General features: G+C 70.2%; 37 protein-coding genes. 29 read left to right on the top strand and 8 right to left on the bottom strand.

From position 1 onward, the window contains the following. Window positions 1–16: 16 nt before the first annotated feature. From rplV to AB4Y83_RS03905, 20 genes are all read left to right on the top strand, one after another. The gene (rplV, locus tag AB4Y83_RS04000) at window positions 17–385 is read left to right on the top strand and encodes a 50S ribosomal protein L22 (protein WP_020143239.1); all 369 of its coding nucleotides are present in this window, start codon (window positions 17–19) and stop codon (window positions 383–385) included. Continuing rightward, window positions 385–1,209, top strand: coding sequence for a 30S ribosomal protein S3 (gene rpsC / locus AB4Y83_RS03995; protein WP_020143238.1), 825 nt, complete (start codon window positions 385–387; stop codon window positions 1,207–1,209). Before rplV ends, rpsC begins: the two co-directional genes overlap by 1 nt. A gap of 2 nt (window positions 1,210–1,211) precedes the next feature. After that, window positions 1,212–1,631, top strand: a complete 420-nt coding sequence (gene rplP, locus AB4Y83_RS03990; protein ID WP_020143237.1) for a 50S ribosomal protein L16 — start codon at window positions 1,212–1,214, stop codon at window positions 1,629–1,631. After that, a complete protein-coding gene (rpmC, locus tag AB4Y83_RS03985; protein ID WP_344254811.1) occupies window positions 1,631–2,017 on the top strand; it encodes a 50S ribosomal protein L29 in 387 nt (128 codons plus the stop codon). Before rplP ends, rpmC begins: the two co-directional genes overlap by 1 nt. Further along, the gene (rpsQ, locus tag AB4Y83_RS03980) at window positions 2,014–2,304 is read left to right on the top strand and encodes a 30S ribosomal protein S17 (protein WP_020143235.1); all 291 of its coding nucleotides are present in this window, start codon (window positions 2,014–2,016) and stop codon (window positions 2,302–2,304) included. Before rpmC ends, rpsQ begins: the two co-directional genes overlap by 4 nt. Before the next feature lie 75 nt (window positions 2,305–2,379). Next, on the top strand, window positions 2,380–2,748 hold the full coding sequence (gene rplN / locus AB4Y83_RS03975; protein WP_020143234.1) for a 50S ribosomal protein L14: 369 nt from the start codon (window positions 2,380–2,382) through the stop codon (window positions 2,746–2,748). 2 nt (window positions 2,749–2,750) lie between these two features. Further along, entirely contained in the window at window positions 2,751–3,131 is a 381-nt protein-coding gene (gene rplX / locus AB4Y83_RS03970; protein WP_056771076.1) for a 50S ribosomal protein L24, read from the top strand. Between the two features lie 2 nt (window positions 3,132–3,133). Further along, complete coding sequence (rplE, locus tag AB4Y83_RS03965) at window positions 3,134–3,694, top strand: 50S ribosomal protein L5 (RefSeq protein WP_056752812.1); 561 nt, start codon at window positions 3,134–3,136, stop codon at window positions 3,692–3,694. Window position 3,695: 1 nt separating this feature from the next. After that, window positions 3,696–3,881, top strand: coding sequence for a type Z 30S ribosomal protein S14 (locus AB4Y83_RS03960; protein WP_020143231.1), 186 nt, complete (start codon window positions 3,696–3,698; stop codon window positions 3,879–3,881). A gap of 133 nt (window positions 3,882–4,014) precedes the next feature. After that, window positions 4,015–4,413: a 30S ribosomal protein S8 gene (gene rpsH, locus AB4Y83_RS03955; RefSeq protein ID WP_020143230.1), complete on the top strand. Its 399-nt coding sequence runs from the start codon at window positions 4,015–4,017 to the stop codon at window positions 4,411–4,413. A 12-nt stretch (window positions 4,414–4,425) separates the two neighbouring features. Continuing rightward, window positions 4,426–4,962, top strand: a complete 537-nt coding sequence (gene rplF, locus AB4Y83_RS03950; RefSeq protein WP_028785452.1) for a 50S ribosomal protein L6 — start codon at window positions 4,426–4,428, stop codon at window positions 4,960–4,962. Between the two features lie 3 nt (window positions 4,963–4,965). Beyond that, the gene (rplR, locus tag AB4Y83_RS03945) at window positions 4,966–5,340 is read left to right on the top strand and encodes a 50S ribosomal protein L18 (RefSeq protein WP_056752819.1); all 375 of its coding nucleotides are present in this window, start codon (window positions 4,966–4,968) and stop codon (window positions 5,338–5,340) included. A 40-nt stretch (window positions 5,341–5,380) separates the two neighbouring features. After that, window positions 5,381–6,037 carry a 30S ribosomal protein S5 gene (gene rpsE, locus AB4Y83_RS03940; RefSeq protein ID WP_020143227.1) on the top strand — a complete coding sequence of 219 codons (657 nt, stop codon included), beginning with the start codon at window positions 5,381–5,383 and terminating at the stop codon, window positions 6,035–6,037. After that, window positions 6,037–6,219, top strand: a complete 183-nt coding sequence (gene rpmD, locus AB4Y83_RS03935) for a 50S ribosomal protein L30 (RefSeq protein WP_020143226.1) — start codon at window positions 6,037–6,039, stop codon at window positions 6,217–6,219. The genes rpsE and rpmD overlap by 1 nt, the downstream gene beginning before the upstream one ends. A gap of 2 nt (window positions 6,220–6,221) precedes the next feature. Continuing rightward, on the top strand, window positions 6,222–6,698 hold the full coding sequence (gene rplO / locus AB4Y83_RS03930; protein ID WP_020143225.1) for a 50S ribosomal protein L15: 477 nt from the start codon (window positions 6,222–6,224) through the stop codon (window positions 6,696–6,698). A gap of 178 nt (window positions 6,699–6,876) precedes the next feature. Then, window positions 6,877–8,199: a preprotein translocase subunit SecY gene (gene secY, locus AB4Y83_RS03925; protein WP_442275203.1), complete on the top strand. Its 1,323-nt coding sequence runs from the start codon at window positions 6,877–6,879 to the stop codon at window positions 8,197–8,199. Continuing rightward, window positions 8,199–8,768, top strand: a complete 570-nt coding sequence (locus tag AB4Y83_RS03920; RefSeq protein ID WP_442275202.1) for an adenylate kinase — start codon at window positions 8,199–8,201, stop codon at window positions 8,766–8,768. Before secY ends, AB4Y83_RS03920 begins: the two co-directional genes overlap by 1 nt. A 61-nt stretch (window positions 8,769–8,829) precedes the next feature. Further along, window positions 8,830–9,684: a type I methionyl aminopeptidase gene (gene map, locus AB4Y83_RS03915; RefSeq protein WP_442296085.1), complete on the top strand. Its 855-nt coding sequence runs from the start codon at window positions 8,830–8,832 to the stop codon at window positions 9,682–9,684. Between the two features lie 63 nt (window positions 9,685–9,747). Next, complete coding sequence (locus AB4Y83_RS03910) at window positions 9,748–11,181, top strand: serine hydrolase domain-containing protein (RefSeq protein ID WP_442296084.1); 1,434 nt, start codon at window positions 9,748–9,750, stop codon at window positions 11,179–11,181. A 295-nt stretch (window positions 11,182–11,476) separates the two neighbouring features. Continuing rightward, window positions 11,477–12,892, top strand: a complete 1,416-nt coding sequence (locus AB4Y83_RS03905) for a DHA2 family efflux MFS transporter permease subunit (protein WP_442275385.1) — start codon at window positions 11,477–11,479, stop codon at window positions 12,890–12,892. Window positions 12,893–12,968: 76 nt separating this feature from the next. Here AB4Y83_RS03905 and AB4Y83_RS03900 read toward each other — a convergent pair whose 3' ends face one another. After that, window positions 12,969–13,706 (bottom strand): hypothetical protein, encoded by a 738-nt coding sequence (locus AB4Y83_RS03900; protein ID WP_442296083.1) that lies wholly within the window; start codon window positions 13,704–13,706, stop codon window positions 12,969–12,971. Window positions 13,707–13,744: 38 nt separating this feature from the next. Then, window positions 13,745–13,966 (bottom strand): hypothetical protein, encoded by a 222-nt coding sequence (locus AB4Y83_RS03895; protein ID WP_442275198.1) that lies wholly within the window; start codon window positions 13,964–13,966, stop codon window positions 13,745–13,747. 120 nt (window positions 13,967–14,086) lie between these two features. On the opposite strand from AB4Y83_RS03895, the gene AB4Y83_RS03890 reads away from it, so the two are divergent. Then, window positions 14,087–14,428 (top strand): iron chaperone, encoded by a 342-nt coding sequence (locus tag AB4Y83_RS03890; protein ID WP_442296082.1) that lies wholly within the window; start codon window positions 14,087–14,089, stop codon window positions 14,426–14,428. Here AB4Y83_RS03890 and AB4Y83_RS03885 read toward each other — a convergent pair. The 5 genes from AB4Y83_RS03885 to AB4Y83_RS03865 all read right to left on the bottom strand — a co-directional run bounded on the left by AB4Y83_RS03885 (window position 14,397) and on the right by AB4Y83_RS03865 (window position 19,583). Further along, window positions 14,397–15,194, bottom strand: coding sequence for a M15 family metallopeptidase (locus tag AB4Y83_RS03885; protein ID WP_442296081.1), 798 nt, complete (start codon window positions 15,192–15,194; stop codon window positions 14,397–14,399). The two genes, AB4Y83_RS03890 and AB4Y83_RS03885, sit on opposite strands and share 32 nt — an antisense overlap. Beyond that, a complete protein-coding gene (locus tag AB4Y83_RS03880; protein WP_442296080.1) occupies window positions 15,191–16,303 on the bottom strand; it encodes a D-alanine--D-alanine ligase family protein in 1,113 nt (370 codons plus the stop codon). Before AB4Y83_RS03880 ends, AB4Y83_RS03885 begins: the two co-directional genes overlap by 4 nt. Further along, a complete protein-coding gene (gene alr, locus AB4Y83_RS03875) occupies window positions 16,300–17,484 on the bottom strand; it encodes an alanine racemase (protein ID WP_442296079.1) in 1,185 nt (394 codons plus the stop codon). Before alr ends, AB4Y83_RS03880 begins: the two co-directional genes overlap by 4 nt. A 126-nt stretch (window positions 17,485–17,610) precedes the next feature. After that, on the bottom strand, window positions 17,611–18,252 hold the full coding sequence (locus AB4Y83_RS03870; protein WP_442296192.1) for a response regulator: 642 nt from the start codon (window positions 18,250–18,252) through the stop codon (window positions 17,611–17,613). Between the two features lie 8 nt (window positions 18,253–18,260). After that, complete coding sequence (locus AB4Y83_RS03865; protein ID WP_442296078.1) at window positions 18,261–19,583, bottom strand: sensor histidine kinase; 1,323 nt, start codon at window positions 19,581–19,583, stop codon at window positions 18,261–18,263. Between the two features lie 257 nt (window positions 19,584–19,840). Between AB4Y83_RS03865 and infA the strand changes: the two genes are divergently transcribed. From infA to rplQ, 7 genes are all read left to right on the top strand, one after another. Then, on the top strand, window positions 19,841–20,062 hold the full coding sequence (gene infA / locus AB4Y83_RS03860) for a translation initiation factor IF-1 (RefSeq protein ID WP_013493543.1): 222 nt from the start codon (window positions 19,841–19,843) through the stop codon (window positions 20,060–20,062). Window positions 20,063–20,217: 155 nt separating this feature from the next. Continuing rightward, a complete protein-coding gene (gene rpmJ / locus AB4Y83_RS03855) occupies window positions 20,218–20,331 on the top strand; it encodes a 50S ribosomal protein L36 (RefSeq protein WP_006592630.1) in 114 nt (37 codons plus the stop codon). Between the two features lie 225 nt (window positions 20,332–20,556). After that, window positions 20,557–20,931, top strand: a complete 375-nt coding sequence (gene rpsM / locus AB4Y83_RS03850) for a 30S ribosomal protein S13 (protein ID WP_442296077.1) — start codon at window positions 20,557–20,559, stop codon at window positions 20,929–20,931. Window positions 20,932–20,987: 56 nt separating this feature from the next. Then, window positions 20,988–21,383 (top strand): 30S ribosomal protein S11, encoded by a 396-nt coding sequence (gene rpsK / locus AB4Y83_RS03845; protein WP_020143208.1) that lies wholly within the window; start codon window positions 20,988–20,990, stop codon window positions 21,381–21,383. 31 nt (window positions 21,384–21,414) lie between these two features. After that, window positions 21,415–22,023 (top strand): 30S ribosomal protein S4, encoded by a 609-nt coding sequence (rpsD, locus tag AB4Y83_RS03840; protein ID WP_045191881.1) that lies wholly within the window; start codon window positions 21,415–21,417, stop codon window positions 22,021–22,023. 158 nt (window positions 22,024–22,181) lie between these two features. Then, on the top strand, window positions 22,182–23,213 hold the full coding sequence (locus tag AB4Y83_RS03835; protein ID WP_020143206.1) for a DNA-directed RNA polymerase subunit alpha: 1,032 nt from the start codon (window positions 22,182–22,184) through the stop codon (window positions 23,211–23,213). A 72-nt stretch (window positions 23,214–23,285) separates the two neighbouring features. Continuing rightward, window positions 23,286–23,984 (top strand): 50S ribosomal protein L17, sunset domain variant, encoded by a 699-nt coding sequence (gene rplQ / locus AB4Y83_RS03830; RefSeq protein WP_056771050.1) that lies wholly within the window; start codon window positions 23,286–23,288, stop codon window positions 23,982–23,984. 81 nt (window positions 23,985–24,065) lie between these two features. Here rplQ and AB4Y83_RS03825 read toward each other — a convergent pair whose 3' ends face one another. Further along, window positions 24,066–24,611 carry an AMIN-like domain-containing (lipo)protein gene (locus AB4Y83_RS03825; RefSeq protein WP_442275192.1) on the bottom strand — a complete coding sequence of 182 codons (546 nt, stop codon included), beginning with the start codon at window positions 24,609–24,611 and terminating at the stop codon, window positions 24,066–24,068. Between the two features lie 127 nt (window positions 24,612–24,738). On the opposite strand from AB4Y83_RS03825, the gene truA reads away from it, so the two are divergent. Beyond that, window positions 24,739–25,596, top strand: coding sequence for a tRNA pseudouridine(38-40) synthase TruA (truA, locus tag AB4Y83_RS03820; protein WP_442296076.1), 858 nt, complete (start codon window positions 24,739–24,741; stop codon window positions 25,594–25,596).

Below are 25,596 nucleotides of genomic sequence, written 5' to 3'. Positions count from 1 at the left end.
ATCCAAGGAAGAAGTCATGGAAGCCAAGGCTTCGGCGCGGCACGTCCGTGTCAGCCCGCAGAAGGCTCGCCGTGTCGTGGACCTGATCCGCGGCAAGGCCGCCACCGACGCCGTCACGGTGCTCACCTTCGCCCCGCAGTCGGCCTCCGAGCCGGTCAAGAAGGTGCTCGAGAGCGCCATCGCCAACGCCCGGGTCAAGGCTGACCGCGAGTCGGTCGCCTTCGACGAGCGCAACCTCGTCATCACGGCCGCGTTCGTGGACGAGGGCCCGACGATGAAGCGATTCCGGCCGCGCGCCCAGGGCCGCGCCGGTCGCATCAACAAGCGCACGAGCCACATCACCGTGGTCGTCACGCAGCCGGAGAACACGAAGGGAGCCCGCTGATGGGTCAGAAGGTCAACCCGCACGGCTTCCGTCTGGGCATCACCACCGACCACAAGAGCCGCTGGTTCGCAGACTCGACGAAGTCGGGTCAGCGCTACCGCGACTACGTCAAGGAAGATGTCTCGATCCGTCGCCTGATGGAGAAGGGCATGGAGCGCGCCGGCATCGCATCGGTCGAGATCGAGCGCACCCGTGACCGCGTCCGCGTGGACATCCACACCGCCCGCCCCGGCATCGTCATCGGTCGCCGCGGCGCCGAGGCCGACCGCATCCGCGGCGAGCTCGAGAAGCTCACGGGCAAGCAGGTCCAGCTCAACATCCTCGAGGTCAAGAACCCCGAGATCGTGTCGCAGCTGGTCGCCCAGGGCATCGCCGAGCAGCTCTCGGCCCGTGTCGCGTTCCGTCGCGCCATGCGCAAGGGCATGCAGTCCGCCCAGCGCGCCGGCGCCAAGGGCATCCGCGTGCAGGTCTCCGGCCGTCTCAACGGCGCCGAGATGAGCCGCACCGAGTTCTACCGCGAGGGCCGCGTCCCGCTGCACACCCTGCGTGCGCAGATCGACTACGGCTTCTACGAGGCCCGCACCACGTTCGGCCGCATCGGCGTCAAGGTGTGGATCTACAAGGGCGACATGACGGCCAAGGAGCTCGCTGCCCAGCAGGCCGCCGCTCCGCGCCCGTCGCGTGGTCCGCGTCGTGACGGCGGTGACCGTCCGAACCGCGCCCGTCGTGGTGACCGCAACGAGACCGCCGCTGCTCCGGCAGTGAACGAGACCGCTGCTGCCGAGGCCCCCGCCGCGGCCAGCACCGAGAATGAGCAGGCCTGACCATGTTGATTCCCCGTCGAGTCAAGCACCGCAAGCAGCACCACCCGAACCGCCACGGCGCGGCCAAGGGTGGCACGACGATCGCCTTCGGTGACTACGGCATCCAGGCTCTCGAGCCGGCCTACGTGACCAACCGTCAGATCGAGTCCGCTCGTATCGCGATGACCCGCTACATGAAGCGTGGCGGCAAGGTGTGGATCAACATCTACCCCGACCGTCCGCTCACCAAGAAGCCCGCCGAGACCCGCATGGGTTCCGGTAAGGGTTCGCCGGAGTGGTGGATCGCCAACGTCAAGCCGGGTCGCGTCATGTTCGAGATCTCGGGCGTGGCGGAGCCGGTGGCGCGTGAGGCCATGCGCCTCGCGATGCACAAGCTCCCCATGAAGTGCCGCTTCGTTCAGCGTGAGGGTGGTGACATCTGATGGCAGTCGGAACCAAGGACCTGGCTCCCGAGCAGCTGCGTGGTCTGGACGACACGAAGCTGGCGGACGAGCTGAAGAAGGCCAAGGAAGAACTGTTCAACCTGCGTTTCCAGTCGGCCACCGGCCAGCTGGACAACCACGGCCGTCTGCGCGCCGTCAAGAAGGACATCGCGCGCATCTACACCGAGATGCGTGAGCGCGAGCTCGGCATCGGCTCGGCCCCCGCCGCCCCCAAGGCGCCGGAGAAGGCCGAGAAGGTCGAGAAGAAGGCTGCCAAGGCCGACAAGAAGGCCGACAAGGCCGAGAAGGCTGACAAGGCCGAGAAGGCTGACAAGGCCGAGAAGAAGGCCAAGAAGGCTGACAAGGCGCAGGAGGCTGACGCATGAGCGAGCAGGAGAAGGTCGTGAGCGACCAGGCGAGTGAGCGCAACTACCGCAAGACCCGTCAGGGCTACGTGGTGAGCGACAAGATGGACAAGACCGTCGTCGTCGAGGTCGAGGACCGCGTCAAGCACGCGCTCTACAGCAAGGTCATCCGCCGCACCAGCAAGGTCAAGGCGCACGACGAGCAGAACGAGGCCGGCGTGGGCGACCGCGTGCTCATCATGGAGACGCGTCCGCTCTCCGCGACGAAGCACTGGCGCATTGTCGAGATCCTCGAGAAGGCCAAGTAAGCCACCCCCCATTTCCGTTCGGCAAGGCTCATCCGGGCAACCGGTGAGAACCAGCACGACGACAGGAGTTAGACAGTGATTCAGCAGGAGTCGCGGCTGCGCGTCGCCGACAACACCGGTGCCAAGGAAATCCTTTGCATCCGTGTTCTCGGCGGCTCGGGCCGTCGCTACGCCGGCATCGGCGACACCATCGTCGCCACCGTCAAGGACGCGATCCCTGGCGGCAACGTGAAGAAGGGTGACGTCGTCAAGGCCGTCATCGTCCGCACCGTCAAGGAGCGTCGCCGCGCCGACGGTTCCTACATCAAGTTCGACGAGAACGCTGCGGTGATCCTCAAGGCCGACGGTGACCCTCGTGGTACCCGCATCTTCGGCCCGGTGGGCCGTGAGCTGCGCGAGAAGAAGTTCATGAAGATCATCTCGCTCGCGCCGGAGGTGCTGTGAACATGGCGAAGACCACCATCAGCAAGATGAAGATCAAGAAGGGCGACCTCGTCCAGGTCATCTCCGGCCGCAGCCAGAAGAACGGCGGCGACCGGGGCAAGCAGGGCAAGGTCATCGCGGTCTACCCCGAGACCCAGCGTGTGCTGGTCGAGGGCATCAACCGCGTCACCAAGCACGTCAAGGCCGGCGCGACCGCCCGTGGCACCCGCACCGGTGGCCTGACGCACACCGAGGCCGCGATCCACGTGAGCAACGTGGCGATCGTCGACCCCGAGTCGAAGAAGCCGACCCGCGTCAAGACGCGTGTCGAGACCGTCGAGCGCAATGGCCGTCAGAAGGCGTCCCGCGTCCGTGTCGCGGTCAAGTCGGACAAGGACCTCTGAGAATGACTGACACCAGCACCAAGCCGCGCCTTCAGCAGCGCTACCAGGACGAGATCAAGAGCTCGATGCTCGAGCAGTTCGGCTACGCCAACGTCATGCAGGTTCCCGGCGTCGTCAAGGTCGTCGTCAACATGGGTGTCGGCGACGCGGCCAAGGACAGCAAGCTCATCGAGGGTGCCGTCCGCGACCTCACCGCCATCACCGGTCAGAAGCCGGTCGTGACGAAGGCTCGCAAGTCGATCGCCCAGTTCAAGCTGCGTGAGGGCATGCCCATCGGCGCCCACACGACGCTGCGCGGTGACCGCATGTGGGAGTTCCTCGACCGTCTCGTGACGATCGCCCTCCCGCGCATCCGTGACTTCCGTGGCCTCTCGCCGAAGCAGTTCGACGGCAACGGCAACTACACGTTCGGCCTGACCGAGCAGTCGATGTTCCACGAGATCGACCAGGACCGGATCGACCGCGTGCGAGGCATGGACATCACCGTGGTCACCACGGCGACCAACGATGACGAGGGTCGCGCGCTGCTCAAGCAGCTCGGCTTCCCCTTCAAGGAGAACTGACATGGCCAAGACCGCGCTCGTTAACAAGGCGAACCGGAAGCCGAAGTTCAAGGTCCGCGCGTACACCCGTTGCCAGAAGTGCGGTCGCCCGCACTCGGTGTACCGCAAGTTCGGCCTCTGCCGCATCTGCCTTCGCGAGATGGCTCACGCGGGCGAGCTGCCGGGCGTGACCAAGAGCTCCTGGTAATCGGCTCCCCGAGCCCAGAGCAACCCCAAGACCAACACACCTCTGACACCGTAGGTCGGCCACACGACGGCCCAGCCGTCGCCGGGCAGATAGCCCCGGTCGAAACCCCGGTGAGGAAGGGCGGAGAGCCCACATGACCATGACTGACCCGATTGCGGACATGCTGACCCGCGTCCGGAACGCCAACTCGGCGCACCACGACGTCGTCTCCATGCCGTACTCGAAGCTGAAGAAGAACATCGCCGAGATCCTCCAGAGCGAGGGCTACATCGCCTCGTGGAAGATCGAGGAGGCCGAGGTCGGCCAGACGCTGACCATCGACCTCAAGTACGGCCCGAACCGCGAGCGCTCCATCGCCGGCGTGCGTCGCGTGAGCAAGCCCGGTCTGCGCGTCTACGCCAAGTCGACGAACCTGCCCAAGGTTCTCGGTGGCCTCGGCGTCGCGATCCTGTCGACGTCGAACGGTCTGCTGACCGACCGCCAGGCACACGAGAAGGGCGTGGGTGGGGAAGTCCTCGCCTACGTCTGGTAAGGAGACACTGACATGTCGCGAATCGGACGACTTCCGGTCTCCATCCCCTCGGGTGTGGACGTCAAGGTCGAGGGCCAGGACGTCATCGTCAAGGGCCCCAAGGGTGAGCTCTCCCTGACCGTCGTGCAGCCGATCACGGTCGAGCTGGGCGAGGGCAACCTCGAGGTCAAGCGCCCCAACGACGAGCGCGACTCGCGCTCGCGCCACGGCCTGACCCGGTCGCTCATCAACAACATGGTCCTCGGTGTCACCGAGGGCTACGAGAAGAAGATGGAGATCCACGGCACGGGTTACCGTGTCGCCGCGAAGGGCTCGGACCTCGAGTTCTCGCTCGGATACTCGCACCCGATCCTCATCCAGGCTCCCGCCGGCATCAGCTTCGCCGTCGAGAACCCGACCCGCTTCTCGGTGCAGGGCATCGACAAGCAGCTCGTCGGTGAGGTCGCGGCGAACATCCGCAAGCTGCGCAAGCCCGACCCGTACAAGGGCAAGGGCGTTCGCTACGCGGGCGAGCAGATCCGTCGCAAGGTCGGAAAGGCCGGTAAGTAAGCCATGGCAATGATCATCAAGCGCGGTAAGTCCAAGGCTGCCGCCCGCATCCGTCGCCAGGTTCGCGGTCGCAAGAAGATCGCCGGCACCGCGGCGCGCCCCCGCCTCGTCGTGTCGCGCTCGAGCCGTCACCTCTTCGTCCAGGTCGTCGACGACACCGTCGGCAAGACCGTGGCCTCGGCCTCGACGATGGAGGCCGACCTGCGCTCCTTCGACGGTGACAAGACGGCCAAGGCCAAGAAGGTCGGCGAGCTCGTGGCCGCCCGTGCCAAGGACGCCGGTATCGAGGCCGTCGTGTTCGACCGTGGTGGCAACAAGTACCACGGCCGTGTCGCGGCGATCGCCGAGGGCGCCCGCGAAGGCGGTCTGTCCCTGTGAGCAACTTCGTGAACGCAATTGTTGAGATGAGGAACATCTGATGCCCGGACAGCAGCGTCGAGGCACCGGCCCCGCCGGTGGCGGCGAGCGCACCGAGCGCGGAGACCGCCGTGACAACCGCGGCGGCCGCGACAACCGCGACAGCCGTGACGACAAGAACCAGTACGTCGAGCGCGTCGTGACCATCAACCGTGTCGCCAAGGTCGTCAAGGGTGGTCGTCGCTTCAGCTTCACCGCCCTCGTCGTCGTCGGTGACGGTGACGGCACGGTGGGCGTCGGCTACGGCAAGGCCAAGGAAGTTCCCGCGGCCATCGCCAAGGGTGTCGAGGAGGCCAAGAAGAACTTCTTCAAGGTCCCCCGCATCCAGGGCACCATCCCGCACCCCGTCCAGGGTGAGGCCGCCGCTGGTGTCGTCATGCTCCGCCCCGCCGCCCCCGGTACCGGTGTCATCGCCGGTGGCCCGGTGCGTGCGGTGCTCGAGTGCGCCGGCGTCCACGACGTCCTCAGCAAGTCGCTGGGCTCCGACAACGCCATCAACATCGTGCACGCGACGGCCCAGGCCCTGCGCGAGCTCGAGCGCCCCGAGTCGGTCGCTGCCCGTCGTGGCAAGACCCTCGAGGAGGTCGCTCCGGCGGCCATGCTCAAGGCCCGTGCCGCCGGTATGGCCGAGGCCCAGGCTGCGAAGGCTGGTGCGTGATGGCTCGTCTCAAGGTGACCCAGACCCGTTCCGAGATCGGTGGCAAGCAGAACCAGCGTGACACGCTGCGCAGCCTCGGTCTGAAGCGCATTGGCGACGTCGTCGTCAAGGAGGACCGTCCCGAGATCCGCGGGATGGTCAAGACGGTCACGCACCTCGTGTCCGTCGAGGAGGTTGACTGACCATGGCCGACAACGCCAAGAAGTCGGGCGAGTCCGCCCTCAAGGTCCACCACCTGCGTCCGGCCCCCGGAGCCAAGACCGCCAAGACCCGCGTCGGTCGTGGTGAGGGCTCCAAGGGCAAGACCGCTGGTCGTGGTACCAAGGGTACGAAGGCCCGTTACCAGGTCCCGGAGCGTTTCGAGGGCGGCTCGATGCCGATGCACATGCGCCTCCCGAAGCTCCGCGGATTCAAGAACCCGTTCCGCACGGAGTACCAGGTCGTGAACCTGGACCGCCTGCAGCTGCTCTTCCCGGAGGGTGGTCAGGTGTCCGTCGCCGACCTCGTCGCCAAGGGTGCCGTCCGTGACGGCTTCCCGGTGAAGGTCCTCGGCACGGGCGAGATCTCCGTCAAGGTCGAGGTCGAGGCACACAAGTTCTCGGCCTCCGCCAAGGAGAAGATCGAGGCCGCCGGCGGCACGGTCACGGCCCTCGCCGGCTGAGACCAGGCTTCAGTGAACACCACACATCTCGTGTGAGCAGCGCCCCGGGCGCCCGACCCGCGAGCCGACGTGACGTCGGCCACCGCGGTGGGAGCCCGGGGCGCTGCGCCTTTGCGTTAACCTTCCACGGATTGCATGAATTACGCCGCGCCACCCCGCGGCCCCCCAGGAGGACCCAGTGCTCGCCGCCTTCGCACGCGCGTTCCGTACCCCGGACCTGCGCAAGAAGCTGCTCTTCACGCTCGGCATCATCGTGCTGTTCCGGCTCGGATCACACGTGCCGACGCCGGGCATCAGCTACAGCCTCGTGCAGGACTGCCTGCAGGCCAGCAAGGGTCAGAGCGGCGACCAGAGCGGCTTCCTGAACCTGGCCAACCTCTTCAGCGGCGGTGCGCTGCTGCAGCTGTCCGTGTTCGCGCTCGGGATCATGCCGTACATCACGGCCAGCATCATCATCCAGCTGCTCACGGTCGTCATCCCGCGCTTCGAGGCGCTCAAGGAGGAGGGCCAGTCAGGGCAGAGCAAGCTGACGCAGTACACCCGCTACCTGACGATCGGTCTCGCGATCCTCCAGTCGGCGACCCTCGTCACCTTCGCGCGCAACCCGTCCAGCCTCTTCGGCGGCTCCTGCGACTCGATCATGACCGACCAGTCGATGGTCACGATCCTCATCATGGTCCTGACGATGACGGCCGGCACCGGCCTCATCATGTGGTTCGGCGAGCTCATCACCGACAAGGGCGTCGGCAACGGCATGTCCCTCATGATCTTCACCTCGATCGCCGCCGGCTTCCCCGCCTCGCTCTGGGCCATCAAGGAGAACAAGGGCTGGGGCACCTTCCTCGGCATCCTCATCCTCGGTGTCTTCGTCATCGCCGCGGTCGTCTTCGTCGAGCAGTCCCAGCGCCGCATCCCGGTGCAGTACGCCAAGCGGATGGTCGGACGCCGGATGTACGGCGGCACGTCCACGTACATCCCGCTCAAGGTCAACATGGCCGGCGTCATCCCGGTCATCTTCGCCAGCTCCCTGCTCGCCCTGCCGGGCCTCGTCGCGCAGTTCAACACCCGCGCCGACGGCAACAACCCGGGCTGGGTCTCGTGGGTGCAGGAGAACCTCGTCAAGGGTGACCACCCCTTCTACATGGCGACCTACGTCGCGCTCATCCTCTTCTTCACGTTCTTCTACGTGTCCATCACGTTCAACCCGACCGAGGTCGCGGACAACATGAAGAAGTACGGCGGCTTCATCCCGGGTATCCGGGCCGGGCGACCCACGGCCGAGTACCTCAACTACGTCCTGACCCGAATCACCGTGCCGGGTGCCATCTACCTCGCGATCGTCTCGCTCATCCCGCTCGTGGCCCTCGTGCTCGTGGGCGCCAACCAGAACTTCCCGTTCGGTGGCACCTCGATCCTCATCGTCGTCGGTGTGGGCCTGGAGACGGTGAAGCAGATCGAGGCGCAGCTGCAGCAGCGTCACTACGAAGGGTTCCTCCGTTAATGCGACTGATCATCCTCGGCCCGCCCGGCGCCGGTAAGGGCACGCAGGCCGCCCGGATCGCCGAGCGCCTCGGCGTCCCGGCCATCTCGACCGGCGACATCTTCCGCGCCAACATCAAGGACCAGACCCCGCTCGGCGTCAAGGTCCACGAGATCATCACGTCCGGCGGCTACGTCTCCGACGACATCACCAACGAGATCGTCGAGGACCGGCTCACCTGGGACGACGCCGCCCACGGCTTCCTCCTCGACGGCTACCCACGCACTGCGGGGCAGGTCGACGCGCTCGACGAGATGCTGTCGCGGCGCGGGCACGCGCTCGACGCGGTCCTCGAGCTCGAGGTCGACGAGGACGCCATCGTCGAGCGACTGCTCAAGCGCGCCGAGACCGAGGGTCGCGCCGACGACACCGAGGACGTCATCCGCGAGCGCCAGGCGATCTACCGCAAGGAGACCGCACCCCTCGCGGAGCACTACGAGGTCGCCGGCCTGCTCGTCAAGGTCGACGGCATGGGTGCCGTCGACGACGTCACCGACCGTGTCATCGCGGCTCTGCCGCAGCACGCCTGAGCACACCGCCGCGACGTCGCCGTCAGGCGTCGTCAGGTGTCGTCACCGAGAAGGACCACCGATGTTCGGACGCCGGAACCGGCTCCAGGGCCGCACCGACGAGCAGCTCCGCCTCATGCGTGAGGCGGGGCTGCTCGTCGGGCGCACGCTGGAGCTGCTCGCGAGCGAGCTGCGTCCGGGCCTGACGACGCTCGAGCTGGACCGCCTCGCGGAGGACTTCATCCGCAGCAACGGCGGCATCCCCAACTTCCAGCTCGTCCCCGGCTACAGCCACACGCTGTGCACGAGCGTCAACGACGAGGTCGTCCACGGCATCCCGGGTCCGCGCGTCCTCGAGGCCGGCGACATCGTCTCGGTCGACTGCGGCGCCGAGGTCAAGGGCTGGAACGGCGACGCGGCCTTCACCGCCGTCGTCGGCGGTCGCGAGGCGGGTCGTCCCGAGGACCTCGCCCTCATCGACGCCACCGAGGCCAGCCTCTACGCCGGGATCGCCGCGATGCTGGTCGGCGGTCGTCTCTACGCCGTCGGTGACGCCGTCGAGGCGAGCATCGAGGCTGCCGCCGCGCGCGACGGTCGCACCTACGGCGTCATCGACGAGTACGTCGGCCACGGCATCGGCACCCAGATGCACATGGACCCCCAGATCCCGAACTACGCGGTGCGCGAGACGGGGCCCAAGCTCGTCGACGGCTTCACCGGTGCCATCGAGCCGATGGTCACCCTCGGCGGCATCGACACCAAGGTGCTCGCCGACGACTGGACCGTGGTGACGCTCGACGGCACGCGGGCCGCGCACTGGGAGCACTCGGTCGCGGTCCGCGAGGACGGCCTGTGGATCCTCACGGCCGTCGACGGTGGCCAGGCTGCCCTCGCTGCTGCCGGGGCGGCATACGCCCCCCTCGACGTCACCGCCTGACCGCGCGCGACTCGGGGCCGTCACCGACCCACCGACGGGCTCCGGACGCGTAGCCTCACGCTCGTGAGCCTTCCCCGCAGCACCCCGTCGGCGCAGGGCGTCGACGCCGCCGGCATCCACGCGTTCGTCGACGCCGCCGAGCGTGACAACCTCGGGCTGCACAGCCTCATGGTCGTGCGTCATGGACACGTCGTCGCGGAGGGCTGGTGGAGGCCGTACGCCGCCAACCGCGTCCACCTCGCGTACTCCCTCTCGAAGACGGTGATGGCCACGGCCGTCGGCTTCCTCCTGCAGGAGGGGCGCCTGTCGCTCGACGACCGGGTCCTCGACCACTTCCCCGAGCTCGACCGCGCCCTGGTGGCCGACGGCTGGGAGGACGTGCGGATCACGCACTGCCTCTCGATGACCGTCGGGCACGAGGAGGACGCGTGGGCACACGTCTTCGACCGGCTGAGCGGCAGCGAGGGCGGCGACGGGGACGACTGGGTCCCGCGCGTCTTCGCGACCCGGCCGACCCGGCAGCCGGGGACGGTCTTCGCCTACAACCAGGTGGCGACCTACCTGCTCGCCGTCATCGTGCGGCGTGTCGTCGGGGTCGGCGTGGCCGAGATGCTGCGACCGCGGCTGCTCGCGCCCCTCGGGCTGCCCGACGTCCCCTGGCACCGCGACCCGCTCGGGCGCGAGCTCGGGTTCACCGGGTCGCACCTGACCACCGAGGCCATCGCCTCCATCGCCCAGCTCTACCTCGACCGTGGCCGGTGGGAGGGGCGCCAGCTGCTGGCCGAGGCGTGGGTCGCCGAGGCCACCCGCGGGTTCGGACCGGTCAGCGAGGACCCCGACGCCGACGACGACTGGCGCCGCGGCTACGGCTACTCGTTCTGGATGCAGCGCCACGGCTATCGCGGCGACGGTGCCTACGGCCAGTTCCTCGTCGTGCTGCCCGAGCACGACACGGTCGTGGCGATCACCGCTGAGCAGTCGCGCATGCAGTCCACCCTCGACGGGCTGTGGGCCCACGTCGTGCCGGCCATCAGCGGGAGCGGTTCCGCCGACTCCGACTGTGCCCTCACCGAGCGCCTCGCCGGTCTCGAGATCCCCGCGATGTCCGGGGACGCGCTCGGTCCGGAGTACGCCGAGTTCACCCGCTCGGAGGGCTCCGACCTGTCGGCCGACTACACCGCCGTCTCCGTGACCCGCGACGGCCCCGACGTCGTGCTCGGGCTCAGCCGGCGCGGTGAGTGGCTGCGCGTCCCTGTGGGGCGAGGGCTGTGGCGTGAGGGGGAGCTCGTGGCCGCGGGCGCGAGCCTGCCCGTCGTCTCGAGCGGCGGCTGGGTCGACGAGGACACCTTCCGAGCGGAGGTCATCGCCGTCGAGACGCCCCACCGCTTCCGCATCGAGGCGCGTCTGCGCGGCGCCGACGCCGACCTGACGTGGCGGATGGTGCCGCTCACCGGCCACGACCCGCTGTGGCTGGCGACGCGCTGGTCGTACGCCTGAGGGGCCCGTGCCGTCATGGGCCGGTCGGGCGTCCGTCCCGGGGCGCTCGAAGGACCCTCGCACGGACCCTCGGACGGACCCTCGACGGGAGCCTGACGGCTGTCGGTGCCCGGGTGCACAATCGAAGGTGCTGCGTCAGGCAGCGGAAGAGGGGGCCACCGTGGCCGGCGAGGACAGCACCACCGACGTGACCGGACGCGACGCGACGGGAGAGGTCGTGGCGCCCGGGGCCGCCCCCGTGACGCCGCTGGGCGGGGTGCCCGACGGGCACAACCCGTGGCCGGCCCTCTGGGCGATGGTCATCGGCTTCTTCATGATCCTCGTCGACTCGACCATCGTGTCGGTGGCGACACCCGCGATCCTCAAGGGACTCGACACCGACGTCAACAGCGTCATCTGGGTCACGAGCGCCTACCTGCTCGCCTACGCCACGCCGCTGCTCATCACGGGCCGGCTCGGCGACCGCTACGGACCGAAGAACCTCTACCTCGTCGGGCTGACGGTCTTCACGCTCGCTTCCCTGTGGTGCGGGCTCACCGGCACGATCACCGGGCTCATCCTCGCCCGCGTCGTGCAGGGACTCGGCGCCTCGATGCTGACGCCGCAGACGATGGCCGTCATCACCCGCACGTTCCCCGCGGCCTCCCGCGGCCAGGCCATGGCGCTGTGGGGTGCCACGGCCGGCGTGGCGATCCTCGTGGGCCCCGTCGTCGGCGGCCTGCTCGTCGACGGTCCCGGGTGGGAGTGGATCTTCTTCATCAACGTGCCCGTCGGGGTCGTCGCCTTCGCGCTCGCCGCCCGGCTCGTGCCGCGGCTCGAGACGCACAGCCACAGCTTCGACTGGATCGGCGTCGCGCTCTCGGCGGTCGGGATGTTCCTCGTCGTGTTCGGCGTCCAGGAGGGCGAGACCTACGACTGGGGGACCATCTCCGGGTTCGTCTCCGTGCCGCTCCTCATCGGCGTCGGTCTGCTCGTGCTCGGCGTCTTCATCTGGTGGCAGGCGCACAACACCCGCGAGCCGCTGTTGCCTCTGCGCCTCTTCGACGACCGCAACTTCTCGCTCGCCAACGTCGCGATCACGACCATCGGCTTCTCCATCACGGCGATGGCCTTCCCCCTCATGCTCTACGCCCAGGCGGTGCGCGGGATGTCGCCGACCGCCTCGGCGCTCCTGCTCGCGCCGATGGCCGTCATCTCGGGTGGCTTGGCCCCCGTGTCCGGCCGGCTCGCCGACCGGGTCCACCCGCGCGGCATCACCGCGGCCGGGATCGGCCTCACGGCCCTGTCGCTGCTCTGGCTCGCCCTCGTCATGCACCCCGAGACCGAGACGTGGGTGCTGCTCCTGCCCATGGCCCTCATGGGAGTCGGCAACGCCTTCATGTGGGGCCCGCTCGGCGCGACCGCCACCCGCAACCTGCCGCTGTCGTCGGCCGGTGCCGGGTCGGGCGTCTACAACACGACCCGCCAGGTCGGTGCCGTCCTCGGCAGCGCAGCCATCGCGGCCCTCATCGAGGCCCGGCTCGCCGCCGACCTGCCGGGCATCTCCGGCCAGCTCGGCGGACTGCAGGGGTCCGGAGCGACGATGCCGGCGCAGGTCGCGAGCGGCTTCGCCGATGCGATGGCCGAGTCGATGATGCTGCCCGCCGCGGTCCTGCTCATCGGCGTCGTCGCCGTGCTCTTCTTCGAGCGACCGGCGATCCACCGGGTCTGAGGAAGGCACGGGGCGCCGTCGACCCGGGCCGACACGGCGCGGCGGTCGCCGGCGTACCCGCCCAGCGGCGAGCGCTCTAGCGGCCGAGGCCCCCTGGCGTGCCGCCCACGTGGACGACCATCCGCTCGGCGACGACGCGCGCGTTCGCCCGGAGCACGTCGAGGGGGACCCGGGGGAGGTTCTCCTCCCAGTCGATGAGGGGTGACCCGCGGAACTGGAGCATGCGCGCGGGACGGCCGAGGAAGAACAGGTGCAGGTGCGCGCCGCCGTCGCCGTACTTCGCCAGCTGGACGCGGCCGACGCTCGGCACGTGCTCGACGGCGTCGGAGACCGCCACGACGAGCTGGCCCATCTCGGCGGCGAGGTCGCCCGGCAGGGAGGGCAGGTCGTGGTGCGCGAGTGGCATGAGCATGAGCATCACCGGCAGGCCGGTGTCGACGGAGAGCGTGAGGCGCCAGCGGGCGTTCGACCAGACGAGCCGGTCGTCGGCGTCCCCGAAGCCGTCGGTGCACCAGCAGTCGCGGGCCTGCTCGCCCCGCCGGGCCGGCTCCTCGTCGGCCGGAGGCTGCACCGGCTTGAGACGCAGGCCCTCGATCTCGTAGGGGTAGATGTCCCAGCCGGGCATCTCCTCGACCGCGACGGGAAGGCGACCGTCGTCGCCGGCCGCGGCCGCGATGCGCGCGAAGTAGTCCTCGACGCTCTCCGCCTCCGAGGGGGCCGTCACCCTTTCGGTGCGGTCGGGCGACGTCGCCCGGGCCTCCGACGGCGTGGAGGTGGCGGGTGGGACGTGGGCGTCAGCGCCGGGCTCGGTCACCCGGCCAGTATGCCGCTCCCACCCGCCTCGCTCACGGGCTAGTTCGAGGGCTGGGGCGTCGAGCAGCCGATGCGCGGGTCGAGCCCGACGTAGTTGAGCGGGCCGGCGACGATCGTCACGGCCGTCGTGGCCAACCGGCTGCAGCTCGGGTCGGACGAGCCGAAGTAGCCGCGCTGGAAGGCGGCGAAGACGCCGATGAGGAGCCAGAGGAGCACGACGATGGTCGAGGTCCGCGTGCGCGTGCGGGTGCGAGCGCTCATGGATGGCCTTTCGTGGAGGGACGTCGTGACGACGGCCGTGGAGGGGTCGTCCACCCATACCCGGGCGAGCGGGTGCCTCGAACAGGCCCGTGGCGAGGACGATGGTGCCACCATGGCCGGGTGGGAACCATCGCTGACTACCTCGTCGGACTCGAGCCGGACCAGCGCGCAGCCCTGCAGCACGTCGTCGACATCGCCCGGCGGGTGGCGCCGGACGCGGACGAGGGGACGAGCTACGGCATGCCGGCCCTGCGCCTCGCCGGTCGTCCGCTCCTCGGGATCACGGCCGCGGCCAGGCACCTGTCGGTCTTCCCGTTCAGCCCCGCCGTCGTCGAGGCCGTCGCACCCGACCTGACGGGGCACTCCCTGAGCAAGGGCACGATCCGTTTCAGCGTCGAGCGGCCGATCCCCGACGAGGTCCTCGAGCGCGTCACCCTCCGCCGGGCCGAGCTCGAGGGCTGAGCGTCGCGGCAGCGTCCGAGGCGTGGTCCGGGGCAGCCACCGGTCCGTGGACCGCGAAGGGACTGCCTGGGACGTGGGCCCAGTAGCGGTCCCCGAACGACCAGTGCCACCACTCGGTCGGGTAGTTCACGAGGCCCGCCGGGACCAGGGCGCAGGCGAGCACGCGCCGCAGGTGGCGTGCCTCGTCGTCGAGACCCGGGGCGTCGAAGTAGCACGCCCCGCCGCTCTCCTCCGGGGTCGCGTCGACGGGACAGCCGAGGTCGAGCGGCCGGCCGTCGCCGTCGGCGAGCGTCACGTCGACGGCGGCCCCGCTGACGTGCGGCGCCGTGGCCGGTGGGGCGACGAACCTGCTCGTGAGCCGGTCGAGGGCGTGCGTGGCGATTCCGGGCCGCTCGGTCGCGAGACGGGCCCGGTACGCCGCATGGATCATCCGCTGGGTGCCCACCGGCCGCAGCCCCTCGACGACAAGCAGGCGCAGGGCGTCGGGGAGCAGGGTCTCCGCCTCCGCGAGACGCTCGGCCAGCGTGCGTCGGACCAGCCGGTGCGATCTGGGCCGTGCCCCCGGGACCGGGTCGGTCGATGTGGGCGGCAGGCCGAGACCGGGCGGCGGAGGCGGCGGCTGAGAACTGACCCGAAGCCCGACGCCGGCGAGGTCGACGAGAGGGGAGCCGTCCTCGACGACGGGGATGGCGCTGACCCTCGGGTCCGCGAGCAGCACCGGGCCGGTGGACCCGGTCGGCGCGACGTCGCTCGGCGACGCGCTCATCCGACGACCACGTCGCGGGTCGCGTCGACCGGATGGCCGGTCGCTGAGACCGGTCGTGCCGCCGCCGTGCGCACGAGGACGTCGACGAGCTCCGGGTAGGTCAGACCGGCGGCGGCCCACATCCGCGGGAACTGCGAGGCCGGGGTGAAGCCCGGGAAGGTGTTGACCTCGTTGAGCACCGGTCCGTCCCGCCCCACGATGAAGTCGACGCGGGCGAGGCCCCGGCATCCGAGCGCCCGGTAGGCCGTGGTCGCGAGCCGCTCCAGGCGTCGGGTCTGCTCCGGGGGGAGCCCGGCGGGCACGGTGAACCGCGTACCGGCACTGACGTACTTGGCGGTCTCGGTGAAGAACGGCTCGTCGGGGTCGCTCTCGACGAGCAGGGTCGGGCCGCACCGCACCTGCCCGTCGGGCAGCTCGAGGACCGGCACGTCGACCTCGAGCCCGGCCACCTCCGCCTCGACGATCACGGCGTCCGTCCCGCCCTCGAGCGCGGTCGACAGGGCCGTCGACAGCGCAGCCGACAGCGTCGCCGACAGCTCCGCAGCGAGGGCCCCTGGCCGCCCTCGGTGCGTGCGGTCGGCGACGACGTCGATCCGGGTGACCCCCAGGCTCGACCCTCCGTGCACCGGCTTGACGAAGAGCGGGCCGAGCAGGCCCGCCGCGGTCACGTCGTCGACGAGCCGCTCGAGCTCACCGGCCGAACGCGTCGCGGCGACCGCCCGCTCGGAGGGCACGAGCAGGCCCGGTGCGACCGGCACCCCGGCCGCGGCCACGACGAGCTTCGTCAGCTGCTTGTCCAGGCAGACGGCGCTCGCCGCGACGGGCGAGCCGACGTAGGGCACGCCGAGGATCTCGAGGAACCCCTGGATGGTGCCGTCCTCGCCGACGACCCCGTGCAGCGCGGGCACCGCCACGTCACAGCCCAGCAGGGTCTCGGCGGCGTGCCGCACGCCCGAGCCGGTGCCGGTCCGCCACTCGCCCGACCGCTCGAGGAGGACGGGAACGACGTCGTGGCCGGCGCTGCGCAGGCCGGCGATGATCCCTTGACCGCTCGCGACGGACACGGCGTGCTCGGTGCTCGTGCCTCCGTGGATGACCGCGACCCTCATCGTTCCTCCATTCCGACGCGGGGCCGCTGGATGCCCGCGGCGAACCCGACGTGCCGGCGCTCGACGCGTGCGCCGATGCCCGTGTAGATCTCGTGCTCGTTGGTGCCGGCCCAGCGCGCCCAGTCCCGGGCGGTCGGCTCGCCGCGGTCGCCCGCTCCGAGGACGAGCACCTCGGCGCCGACCGGGACCGGCTCCGGGCCCACGTCGACGACAACCTGGTCCATGCAGACCCGGCCGATGAGCGAGGCCCGTCGCCCGCCGACCCACACGCTCGCCCGCCCCGTCGCGGCGCGTGGCAACCCGTCGGCGTAGCCGAGCGGGACGAGTGCCAGATGGGTGTCGCGCGTCGTGCGGCCGACGTGGTCGTAGCCGACCCCGCGACCCGTCGCGACACGACGCACCTGCACGACCCGGGTGCGCAGGGTCAGCGCGGGGCTCAGTCCGTCGCCGATCCCGTAGATCCCGGCTCCGACCCGGACGAGGTCGTATGCCGTGGGGCGTGAGTTCGCCTGCACTGCAGCGGTGTTCGCGAGGTGGACGACCTCGGGGCGCAGTCCGGCGGCACGGGCGAGGTCGACGCCGACGCGGAACATGAGCAGCTGGCGGTGGGTCGCGACCGCGTCCGGCTCCCCGCCGTGCGACAGGTGGGACCACAGGCCGACCACCCGCACCCGACCGGCCGACTCCAGGGCCGCAGCGGCCGACACGAGCCCGGCCCAGTCCTCGCCGGGGCAGCCGCTGCGGTGCAGGCCGGTGTCGAGCTTGAGGTGGAGGCGGGGGCGTCCCGTCGCGCGGGCGACCGCTGCGAGGTCACCGGGGCTGCTCACCGAGAGGTCCACGTCTGCGGTGACCGCCTCCTCGGCGCGGGACGGCTCGAAGAGCCACGCGAGGACCGGCGCCGTGATGCCGGCCCGACGCAGCTCGAGCGCCTCGCCGACGCGGGTCACCCCGAGCCAGGACGCGCCGGCGGAGAGGCAGGTGCGGGCGACCGGCACGGCACCGTGCCCGAACGCGTCGGCCTTGACGACGGCCATGAGCCGGGTGCCGGCGGTCGCGCGGAGGGTGCGGACGTTCGCTGCGATTGCCCCGTGGTCGACGACGGCCTCGGCGAGCTCGCCGGCCATCGAGGTGGTCCCCGGGGGTGCGAGCGCGGCGGTGGCCGACGGGTCTGTCTCGATCATGACTCGACGCTAGGAGCGCGAGCCCGAGGCCGCATCGGGCCGTGGACCGAGCTCGGCATCCTCCTCCGGGAGGAGCGCGGCGCAGGCCCGGTGGAGAACGCGGCTGTGTCCGCGCCCTCGCCCGGCTCAGGACAGCGCCACGGCGCCCGTCTGGTAGGCCAGCACGACGAGCGCGACGCGGTCGCGGACACCGGTCTTGGCCAGGATGTGGCCGACGTGCGTCTTGACCGTCGTCTCGGACACGAAGAGCGCCTCGGCGATCTCGGAGTTCGTCAGGCCGTTGGCGATGGCCACCCAGACCTCGCGCTCCCGGTCGGTCAGGGCCGTCGTGCGGTCGAGGAGGGCCGGCGCCACGGGAGCGCTCCGGACGTACGTCTCGACGAGCCGGCGCGTCGTCGACGGCGCGATGACGGCGTCGCCGGCGTGCACCGTCCGGATCGCCGCGAGGAGGTCCTCGGGTGGCGCGTCCTTGAGGAGGAAGCCGGAGGCGCCGGCACGCAGGGCCGTGAAGGCGTACTCGTCGAGGTCGAAGGTCGTCAGCACGAGAACTCTCGTGGCGCAGTCGCGTTCGACGATCAGGCGGGTGGCCTCGATGCCGTCCATCCGTGGCATCCGGACGTCCATGAGGACGACGTCGACCGGCACCGTCGAGAGGGTGTCGAGGCACTGCTGCCCGTCGGCGCACTCGGCGACCACGACGAGGTCGGGCTGCGAGCGCACGAGCATGGCGAAGCCCGCCCGGACCAGCGCCTGGTCGTCGACGATCATGACGCGGATCACGGCGCGACCTCGATGGGTCGGGTCGCCCCGGCCGCGAGCCGGGGCAGTGTCGCCACGACGCGGTACCCCCCGCGAGGATCAGGTCCGGTGACGAGCGAGCCGCCGAGCACCTCGACCCGCTCGGCCATGCCACGCAGGCCGTGGCCCGCACCGCCGTCGACGTCGCCCCCGCCGGCGCCGTCGTCGACGACCTCGACGACGACGCGGCTCGGTCCGGCCGTCACGCTGACCCAGGCCGTCGCGTCCTCGCCGGCGTGCTTCATGACGTTCGTCAGGGCCTCCTGGACGATCCGGTATGCCGTCAGCCCGGTCGCGGCGTCACCCTCGGTCGCGTCGTGGGGCAGCAGCTCGCCCTCCTGGCGCAGGTGCACGACCCTCCCGCCCGCGGTGAGGCCCGCCACGAGCGTCTCGATGTCGGCCAGTCCCGGCTGCGGCGCCTCCGGGACGCCGGTCGTGTCGTCGCGGAGCACGCCCAGCAGCCGCCGCATCTCGGCCAACGAGGCCCGCCCGGTCGCGGCGATCGTCGCGAGCGCGGTCGTCGCGGCGTCCGGGTCGGAGGCGGCCGCGAAGCGCGCACCGTCGGCCTGCACGATCATGACCGAGAGTCCGTGCGCCACGACGTCGTGCATCTCGCGGGCGATCCGCTGCCGGTCGGCCAGGCCGTCAGCGCGGCTCACGGCAGCGCGCTCGGCCTGTTCGTGAGCGACCGCGTCGGCCGCGTGCGACGCGGACTCGTCCTGGAGCGCGGCCCGCTCCCGGGCGGCGCGCACCTGGTCGGCCACGGCCCAGGTGAGCACGACGACGGCGGCACTGTTGAAGAGGAAGACGGCGACCCGGTCGGACAGGAAGGTCTCGAGGGGCGGGAGGAGGTAGCCGAAGCGGAGGAGGAGCAGCACGGTGGCGAGGCCGATCGAGCCGAGCGCCGCCGCGAGGGCCCACAGCCCGCCGCGCCGGTCGGTCCAGAGGGTGACGCCGAAGAGCGCGACCAGGGCCATGAGCACCGTCGGCAGCCCGAGCATGGCCCCGACGGCGTACAGCAGGTAGGCGAGCACCCCGCACGCCGCGAACGTCGCGCGAGGGAAGCGGGGGAGCAGGAGCAGGGCGAGGGCGCCGAGCCCGATGCCGACGTAGCCGAGGACCGCAGGCTGGTCCCGCACGTTGACCCACCAGGCGCTGCGGCCCAGCCCTGCGGCGACCGTGATCGACGTGACGAAGTAGAGCAAGGCGATGATCGCCCCGACGCGGTCGACGAGCGGCCGGGCCGCCCCGCCGGGTGCGGCCGGCGCAGCAGGAGCCTGGGGTGCGGGCCGGACGGTCACGCGAGCACGCTACCCAAGGCGACGGCATACGGGATCCTCCCGTGGGAGGACCTTCCGCAGGGCCCCGACGGGGTTGGTCCGGGTGGGTCGTCCCCCACGGCCACGATTTCGGGGAACGGGCCCCCGTGGCGTAGTCTTGTGCGTTGGGTGTCGTGTGCCTCGGCGCCTGAGTTCTCGCTGTGCGACGAGCACGGCACCTAGGCACGTCCCAAAGGCCGGTTCAGTCCGGGTCGGCCACCAACAGATAGACGGAGGATATGGCCAAGAAGGACGGTGTCATCGAGATCGAGGGCACGATCGTCGAGGCTCTCCCGAACGCGATGTTCCGGGTGGAGCTCTCCAACGGTCACAAGGTGCTCGCACACATCTCGGGCAAGATGCGACAGCACTACATCAGGATCCTCCCGGAGGACCGTGTGGTGGTCGAGCTCTCGCCCTATGACCTGACCCGCGGTCGGATCGTCTTCCGCTACCGCTGAGCACCAGGGTCGGCCGCGACCGGTCCGCGAGAGCGGGCATGTCAGGCCGGGACGAGTGCGAGGCACCAACTCCCGGTTACACAACCAAGCACCTGATCGTCACGTGCCCTCCGGGGCCCGCGGTGGCAGGCGCGCGATCTGAAGACAGCAGGCAGATGAAGGTTCAGCCGAGCGTCAAGAAGATCTGCGACAAGTGCAAGGTGATCCGCCGCAACGGTCGGGTCATGGTGATCTGCGAGAACCTGCGCCACAAGCAGCGCCAGGGCTGAGCAGAAGCACCACCCTCGCCGTCGACAGAACTTCGACAGCACGCAAGACAAGTGAATGAAAGCAGCACCCGGCCCCTGATGACCGACCGTCGTGTCGGCGCAGGACGTCACCCCCGGCACGGAGGCCGGGGACCGGTGGCCCGTCCTTCTGTGTGGCGGACCGTGACCCCGGATCGGTGCACTGCTCCAGACCTCCGCGTCACAGAAATCAGGAGACAAACCAACATGGCTCGTCTTGTTGGAGTCGACCTTCCGCGCGAGAAGCGCGTCGAGGTCGCACTGACCTACATCTTCGGTGTCGGTCGCACCCGTTCCAAGGAGGCGCTGGTTGCCACCGGCGTCGACCCCAACACCCGCGTCAAGGACCTCGGTGAGACCGAGCTCGTTGCGCTTCGTGACTTCCTCGAGGGCAACTACCGCCTCGAGGGTGACCTTCGCYGTGAGGTGCAGGCCGACATCCGCCGCAAGGTCGAGATCGGCTCCTACGAAGGTCTGCGTCACCGTCGTGGTCTGCCTGTGCGCGGTCAGCGCACCAAGACCAACGCGCGCACCCGCAAGGGCCCGAAGCGCACCGTGGCCGGCAAGAAGAAGGCCAAGTGACGCTGATCGCCTCGCGATCACGTCTCACCGACATTCAGTTCTGACGTAGGAGAAAAATGCCTCCCAAGGCTCGTGTGACGAAGGTTCGTCGCAAGGAGAAGAAGAACGTCGCCCACGGGCACGCTCACATCAAGAGCACGTTCAACAACACGATCATCTCGATCACGGACCCCACCGGCGCCGTGATCGCGTGGGCCTCTGCCGGCCAGGTCGGCTTCAAGGGCTCGCGCAAGTCCACCCCGTTCGCCGCCCAGATGGCCGCCGAGGCTGCTGCCCGCCGCGCCATGGAGCACGGCATGCGCAAGGTCGACGTCTTCGTCAAGGGCCCGGGCTCGGGCCGCGAGACGGCGATCCGTTCGCTCACCGCCACCGGCCTGGAGGTCGGCGCGATCAGCGACGTCACGCCCACGCCGCACAACGGTGTCCGCCCGCCCAAGCGCCGTCGCGTCTGATCCGGCCTGAGCGAGAGAGAGAACTAGAAACATGGCTCGTTACACCGGCCCGATCACCAAGAAGTCCCGCCGCCTCAAGATGGACCTCGTCGGCGGCGACAAGAACTTCGAGCTCCGTCCCTTCCCGCCCGGCCAGCACGGCCGTCGCCGGATCCAGGAGAAGGAGTACCTCACCCAGCTCCAGGAGAAGCAGCGCGCCCGCTTCCAGTACGGCGTCATGGAGAAGCAGTTCGTCCGCTACTACAAGGAAGCGGCGAAGCGCCCCGGCAAGACCGGTGAGAACCTCCTCCAGATCCTCGAGTCCCGTCTGGACAACGTGGTCTACCGCGCGGGCCTGGCCCGCACGCGTCGCCACGCCCGCCAGCTCGTGACGCACGGTCACTTCGAGGTCAACGGCGTGCGCGTCGACGTCCCGAGCTACCGCGTCGAGCAGTACGACATCATCACGGTTCGCAAGCAGTCCGTCGAGAGCTTCCCGTTCGAGCTGGCTCGCCAGACGTTCGGCGAGCGTCCCGTCCCGGCCTGGATGCAGGTCGTCGACGGCTCGCTGCAGATCCTCATCCACCAGCTCCCGGTGCGCGCGCAGATCGACTCGCAGCTGACCGAGCAGCTGATCGTCGAGCTCTACTCGAAGAACTGATCAAGGCCCCGTATGCCGTGAGGCCCGCTTCACGGCACACGGGGACCCTTGTGCCTGGGGTCGCGCTCGCAGACAGAGCCGAGCCGGCCCGCCCGGATCACGACCGGGCAGTTTCACGAGGCGTCATATGGCGGTCGCCCGTGGGAAGGAAATGAACAGTGCTCATCGCACAGCGTCCCGTGCTCTCCGAAGAGGTCGTGGTCGAGAACCGCAGCCGCTTCACCATCGAGCCGCTCGAGCCCGGCTTCGGCTACACGCTCGGCAACTCCCTCCGTCGCACCCTGCTCTCGAGCATCCCGGGCGCGGCGGTCACCTCCATCCGCATCGACGGCGTGCTCCACGAGTTCACGACCGTTCCGGGCGTGAAGGAGGACGTCACCGAGATGATCCTCAACATCAAGGGCCTCGTCGTCTCCTCGGAGCACGACGAGCCGGTCGTCATGTACCTGCGCAAGCAGGGTCCGGGTGCGGTCACCGCCGCCGACATCACGCCTCCGGCTGGTGTCGAGGTGCACAACCCCGACCTGCACATCGCGACGCTCAACGACAAGGGCAAGCTCGAGATGGAGCTGACCGTGGAGCGTGGCCGTGGCTACGTCTCGGCGCAGCAGAACAAGTCCGGTGACCAGGAGATCGGCCGTATCCCGGTCGACTCGATCTACAGCCCGGTGCTCACCGTGACCTACAAGGTCGAGGCGACCCGTGTCGAGCAGCGCACCGACTTCGACAAGCTCATCGTCGACGTCGAGACGAAGAACTCGATGACCCCGCGTGACGCCATGGCCTCGGCCGGCAAGACGCTGGTCGAGCTCTTCGGTCTGGCTCGCGAGCTCAACGTCGAGGCCGAGGGCATCGACATGGGCCCGTCGCCGACGGACGCCGCGCTCGCCGCCGACCTCGCCCTGCCGATCGAGGATCTCGACCTCACCGTTCGTTCCTACAACTGCCTCAAGCGCGAGGGCATCCACACCGTGGGTGAGCTCGTGGGCCGCAGCGAGGCCGACCTGCTCGACATCCGCAACTTCGGTGCGAAGTCGATCGACGAGGTCAAGGCCAAGCTCGTCGGCATGGGTCTGGCCCTCAAGGACAGCCCGCCCGGGTTCGACCCGTCTGCCCTCGTCGACGGCTACGGCGAGGACGACTACAGCGACGACGACGACCAGTCGTTCGTCGAGGACGAGCGTCTCTGACCAACCGCTTCTTGACCGAGCCCTCGGCGAACTGCTCGAGAACGGCCTGGTCGGACTTCTAGGAGAAACGAAATGCCCACCCCCACCAAGGGTCCCCGCGTCGGTGGCGGCCCCGCCCACGAGCGGCTGATCCTGGCCAACCTCGCGACGTCGCTCTTCGAGCACGACAAGATCACGACGACCGCGGCCAAGGCCAAGCGTCTGCGCCCGCTCGCCGAGCGTCTCATCACGTTCGCCAAGCGTGGCGACCTGCACGCCCGTCGCCGCGTCCTCACGGTCGTGCGCGACAAGGGTGTCGTCCACCGCCTGTTCGCCGAGATCGCCCCCGACATGGCGGCCCGCGACGGTGGCTACACCCGCATCACGAAGATCGCCGCCCGCAAGGGCGACAACGCCCCCATGGTCGTCATCGAGCTCGTCCGCGAGCCGCTGTCGGCCAAGAAGGCGACGGTCAAGGAGGCCGAGGCCGCCACGAAGCGCGCTGCGAAGCAGAGCGAGTCGAAGCAGGCCGCTGCCGAGACGAAGGCCGCTGAGGACGCCGAGAAGGCCGAGGCCACCGAGGCTGCTGTCGAGCTGCCGAAGGGCGCCGTCGCCGCGAACGAGGACGGCTCGTCGCCCGAGGACGGCTACACCGTCAAGGGCAACGCCGACTCCGGCAAGTACCACGAGGCCGACGGTCAGTGGTACGACCAGACGATCGCCGAGTTCTGGTTCAAGTCCGCCGAGGACGCCGAGGCCGCCGGCTTCACGAAGGCCGGCTCCGGCTCCTGAGCCACCTGAGCCACCCAGAGTGACCTCGCGCTCCGGCGCGACGAGAAGGGCCCCGCACCAGTGGTGCGGGGCCCTTCTCGTTCACCACCGGTGGGCGACGTCGACGACGAGACGGCGGCCACCGTCGGCGTCGGTCAGGACGAAGGCGCGCATCGGCAGCCGCGCCCGCACGCCGAGCCCGTAGTCGGTGTAGCCCTCGAAGCTGCCGACGCCCCGCAGCTGCCGGAAGGTGGTCCATCCGGAGAAGGTCGTCGTGGTCCGACCGAGGACCGATGGCGCGTCGACGGTGACCTGGATCTTCGCGCCACCGCTCACGGGCACGGGGAGGCCGCTGCCCGGCGCGATGACGGCGCCGACGTAGCGGACGTCGTAGCCGAGGGTGCCACGGCCACGGGCGAGGTCGATGACGAGCCGGTCGTAGCAGGCGTGCCGGCCGGCCCGGACCCCCGTGACGGCGCCGGTCCAGAGCTGGGTGGGGCTCGTCGCCTTCGCGCCGGATCCCCACGTGATGCCGCAGGAGGGCGCGGTCGAGGCGGTGGCGGGGGTGACGGTGCCGGCGGACGCGACCGGGGCGGTGAGTGCGGCCGCGCACGCGGCGACGAGGAGGCAGCGGGTGACGGTGTGCATGGAGGTTCCCCCTTCTGGCGGGCCCGGACCGGGTCGTCCGGTGTCCCACTCATAGGACGGGCAGGGCCCCGGCGCGGTTGACGGGCGCGCGTCACGGCCCCATCGGATCCCGTTAGGCTCGGGCGCCATGAGCGAGTCGAGCGGGTCCACGCTGCGCGTGCGCCTCGACCTGGCCTATGACGGGACAGCCTTCTCGGGGTGGGCCGCCCAGCCGGCGCTGCGCACGGTGCAGGGCGAGCTGACCGCTGCCCTGTCGACGGTGCTGCGCAGCGCTGAGCCCGTCCGGGTCACCGTGGCCGGCCGCACCGATGCCGGCGTCCACGCGCGCGGTCAGGTCGCCCACGTCGACCTCGACGCCCACGCCTGGGCCGCCCTGCCGGGTCGCTCCGACCGGGAGCCGGGGGTCGCCCTCGTCAGTCGTCTCGGGGGCCTGCTGGGCACGGACGTCGTCGTGCGCCGTGCGGTGGTGGCCCCCCTTGGCTTCGACGCACGCTTCTCAGCCGTCGAGCGGCGCTACCTCTACCGCCTCGCCGACCCCGACGCGGACCGTGACCCGCTGCGACGCCACGACACGGTCTGGTGGCGCCGGCCCCTCGACGTCGCGGCCATGGACGAGGCGTCGCGCTCGCTCGTCGGGCTGCGCGACTTCGCTGCGTTCTGCAAGCAGCGGGAGGGTGCGACGACCGTGCGAACGCTGCTCGACTTCTCATGGGTCCGCCTTCCCGACGGCGTGCTCGCCGCCACGGTGCGGGCCGACGCGTTCTGCCACTCGATGGTGCGGTCGCTCGTCGGTGCCGTCGTGCCCGTCGGCGAGGGCCGTCGCGCTGTGGACTGGCCGCGGGCGCTCCGGGACCGGGCCGAGCGCACCGCGGGAATCCACGTCATGCCGCCGCACGGCCTCAGCCTCGAGGAGGTCGTCTACCCGGACGACGACGGCCTGGCGGTGCGGGCCGTGGCCACGCGGGCACGCCGTTCTGCCGTCTGA

This window comes from Terrabacter sp. RAF57, from assembly GCF_052113925.1.
Classification (GTDB): Bacteria; Actinomycetota; Actinomycetes; order Actinomycetales; family Dermatophilaceae; genus Terrabacter.
This window is presented reverse-complemented; position numbering and strand designations above follow the sequence as displayed.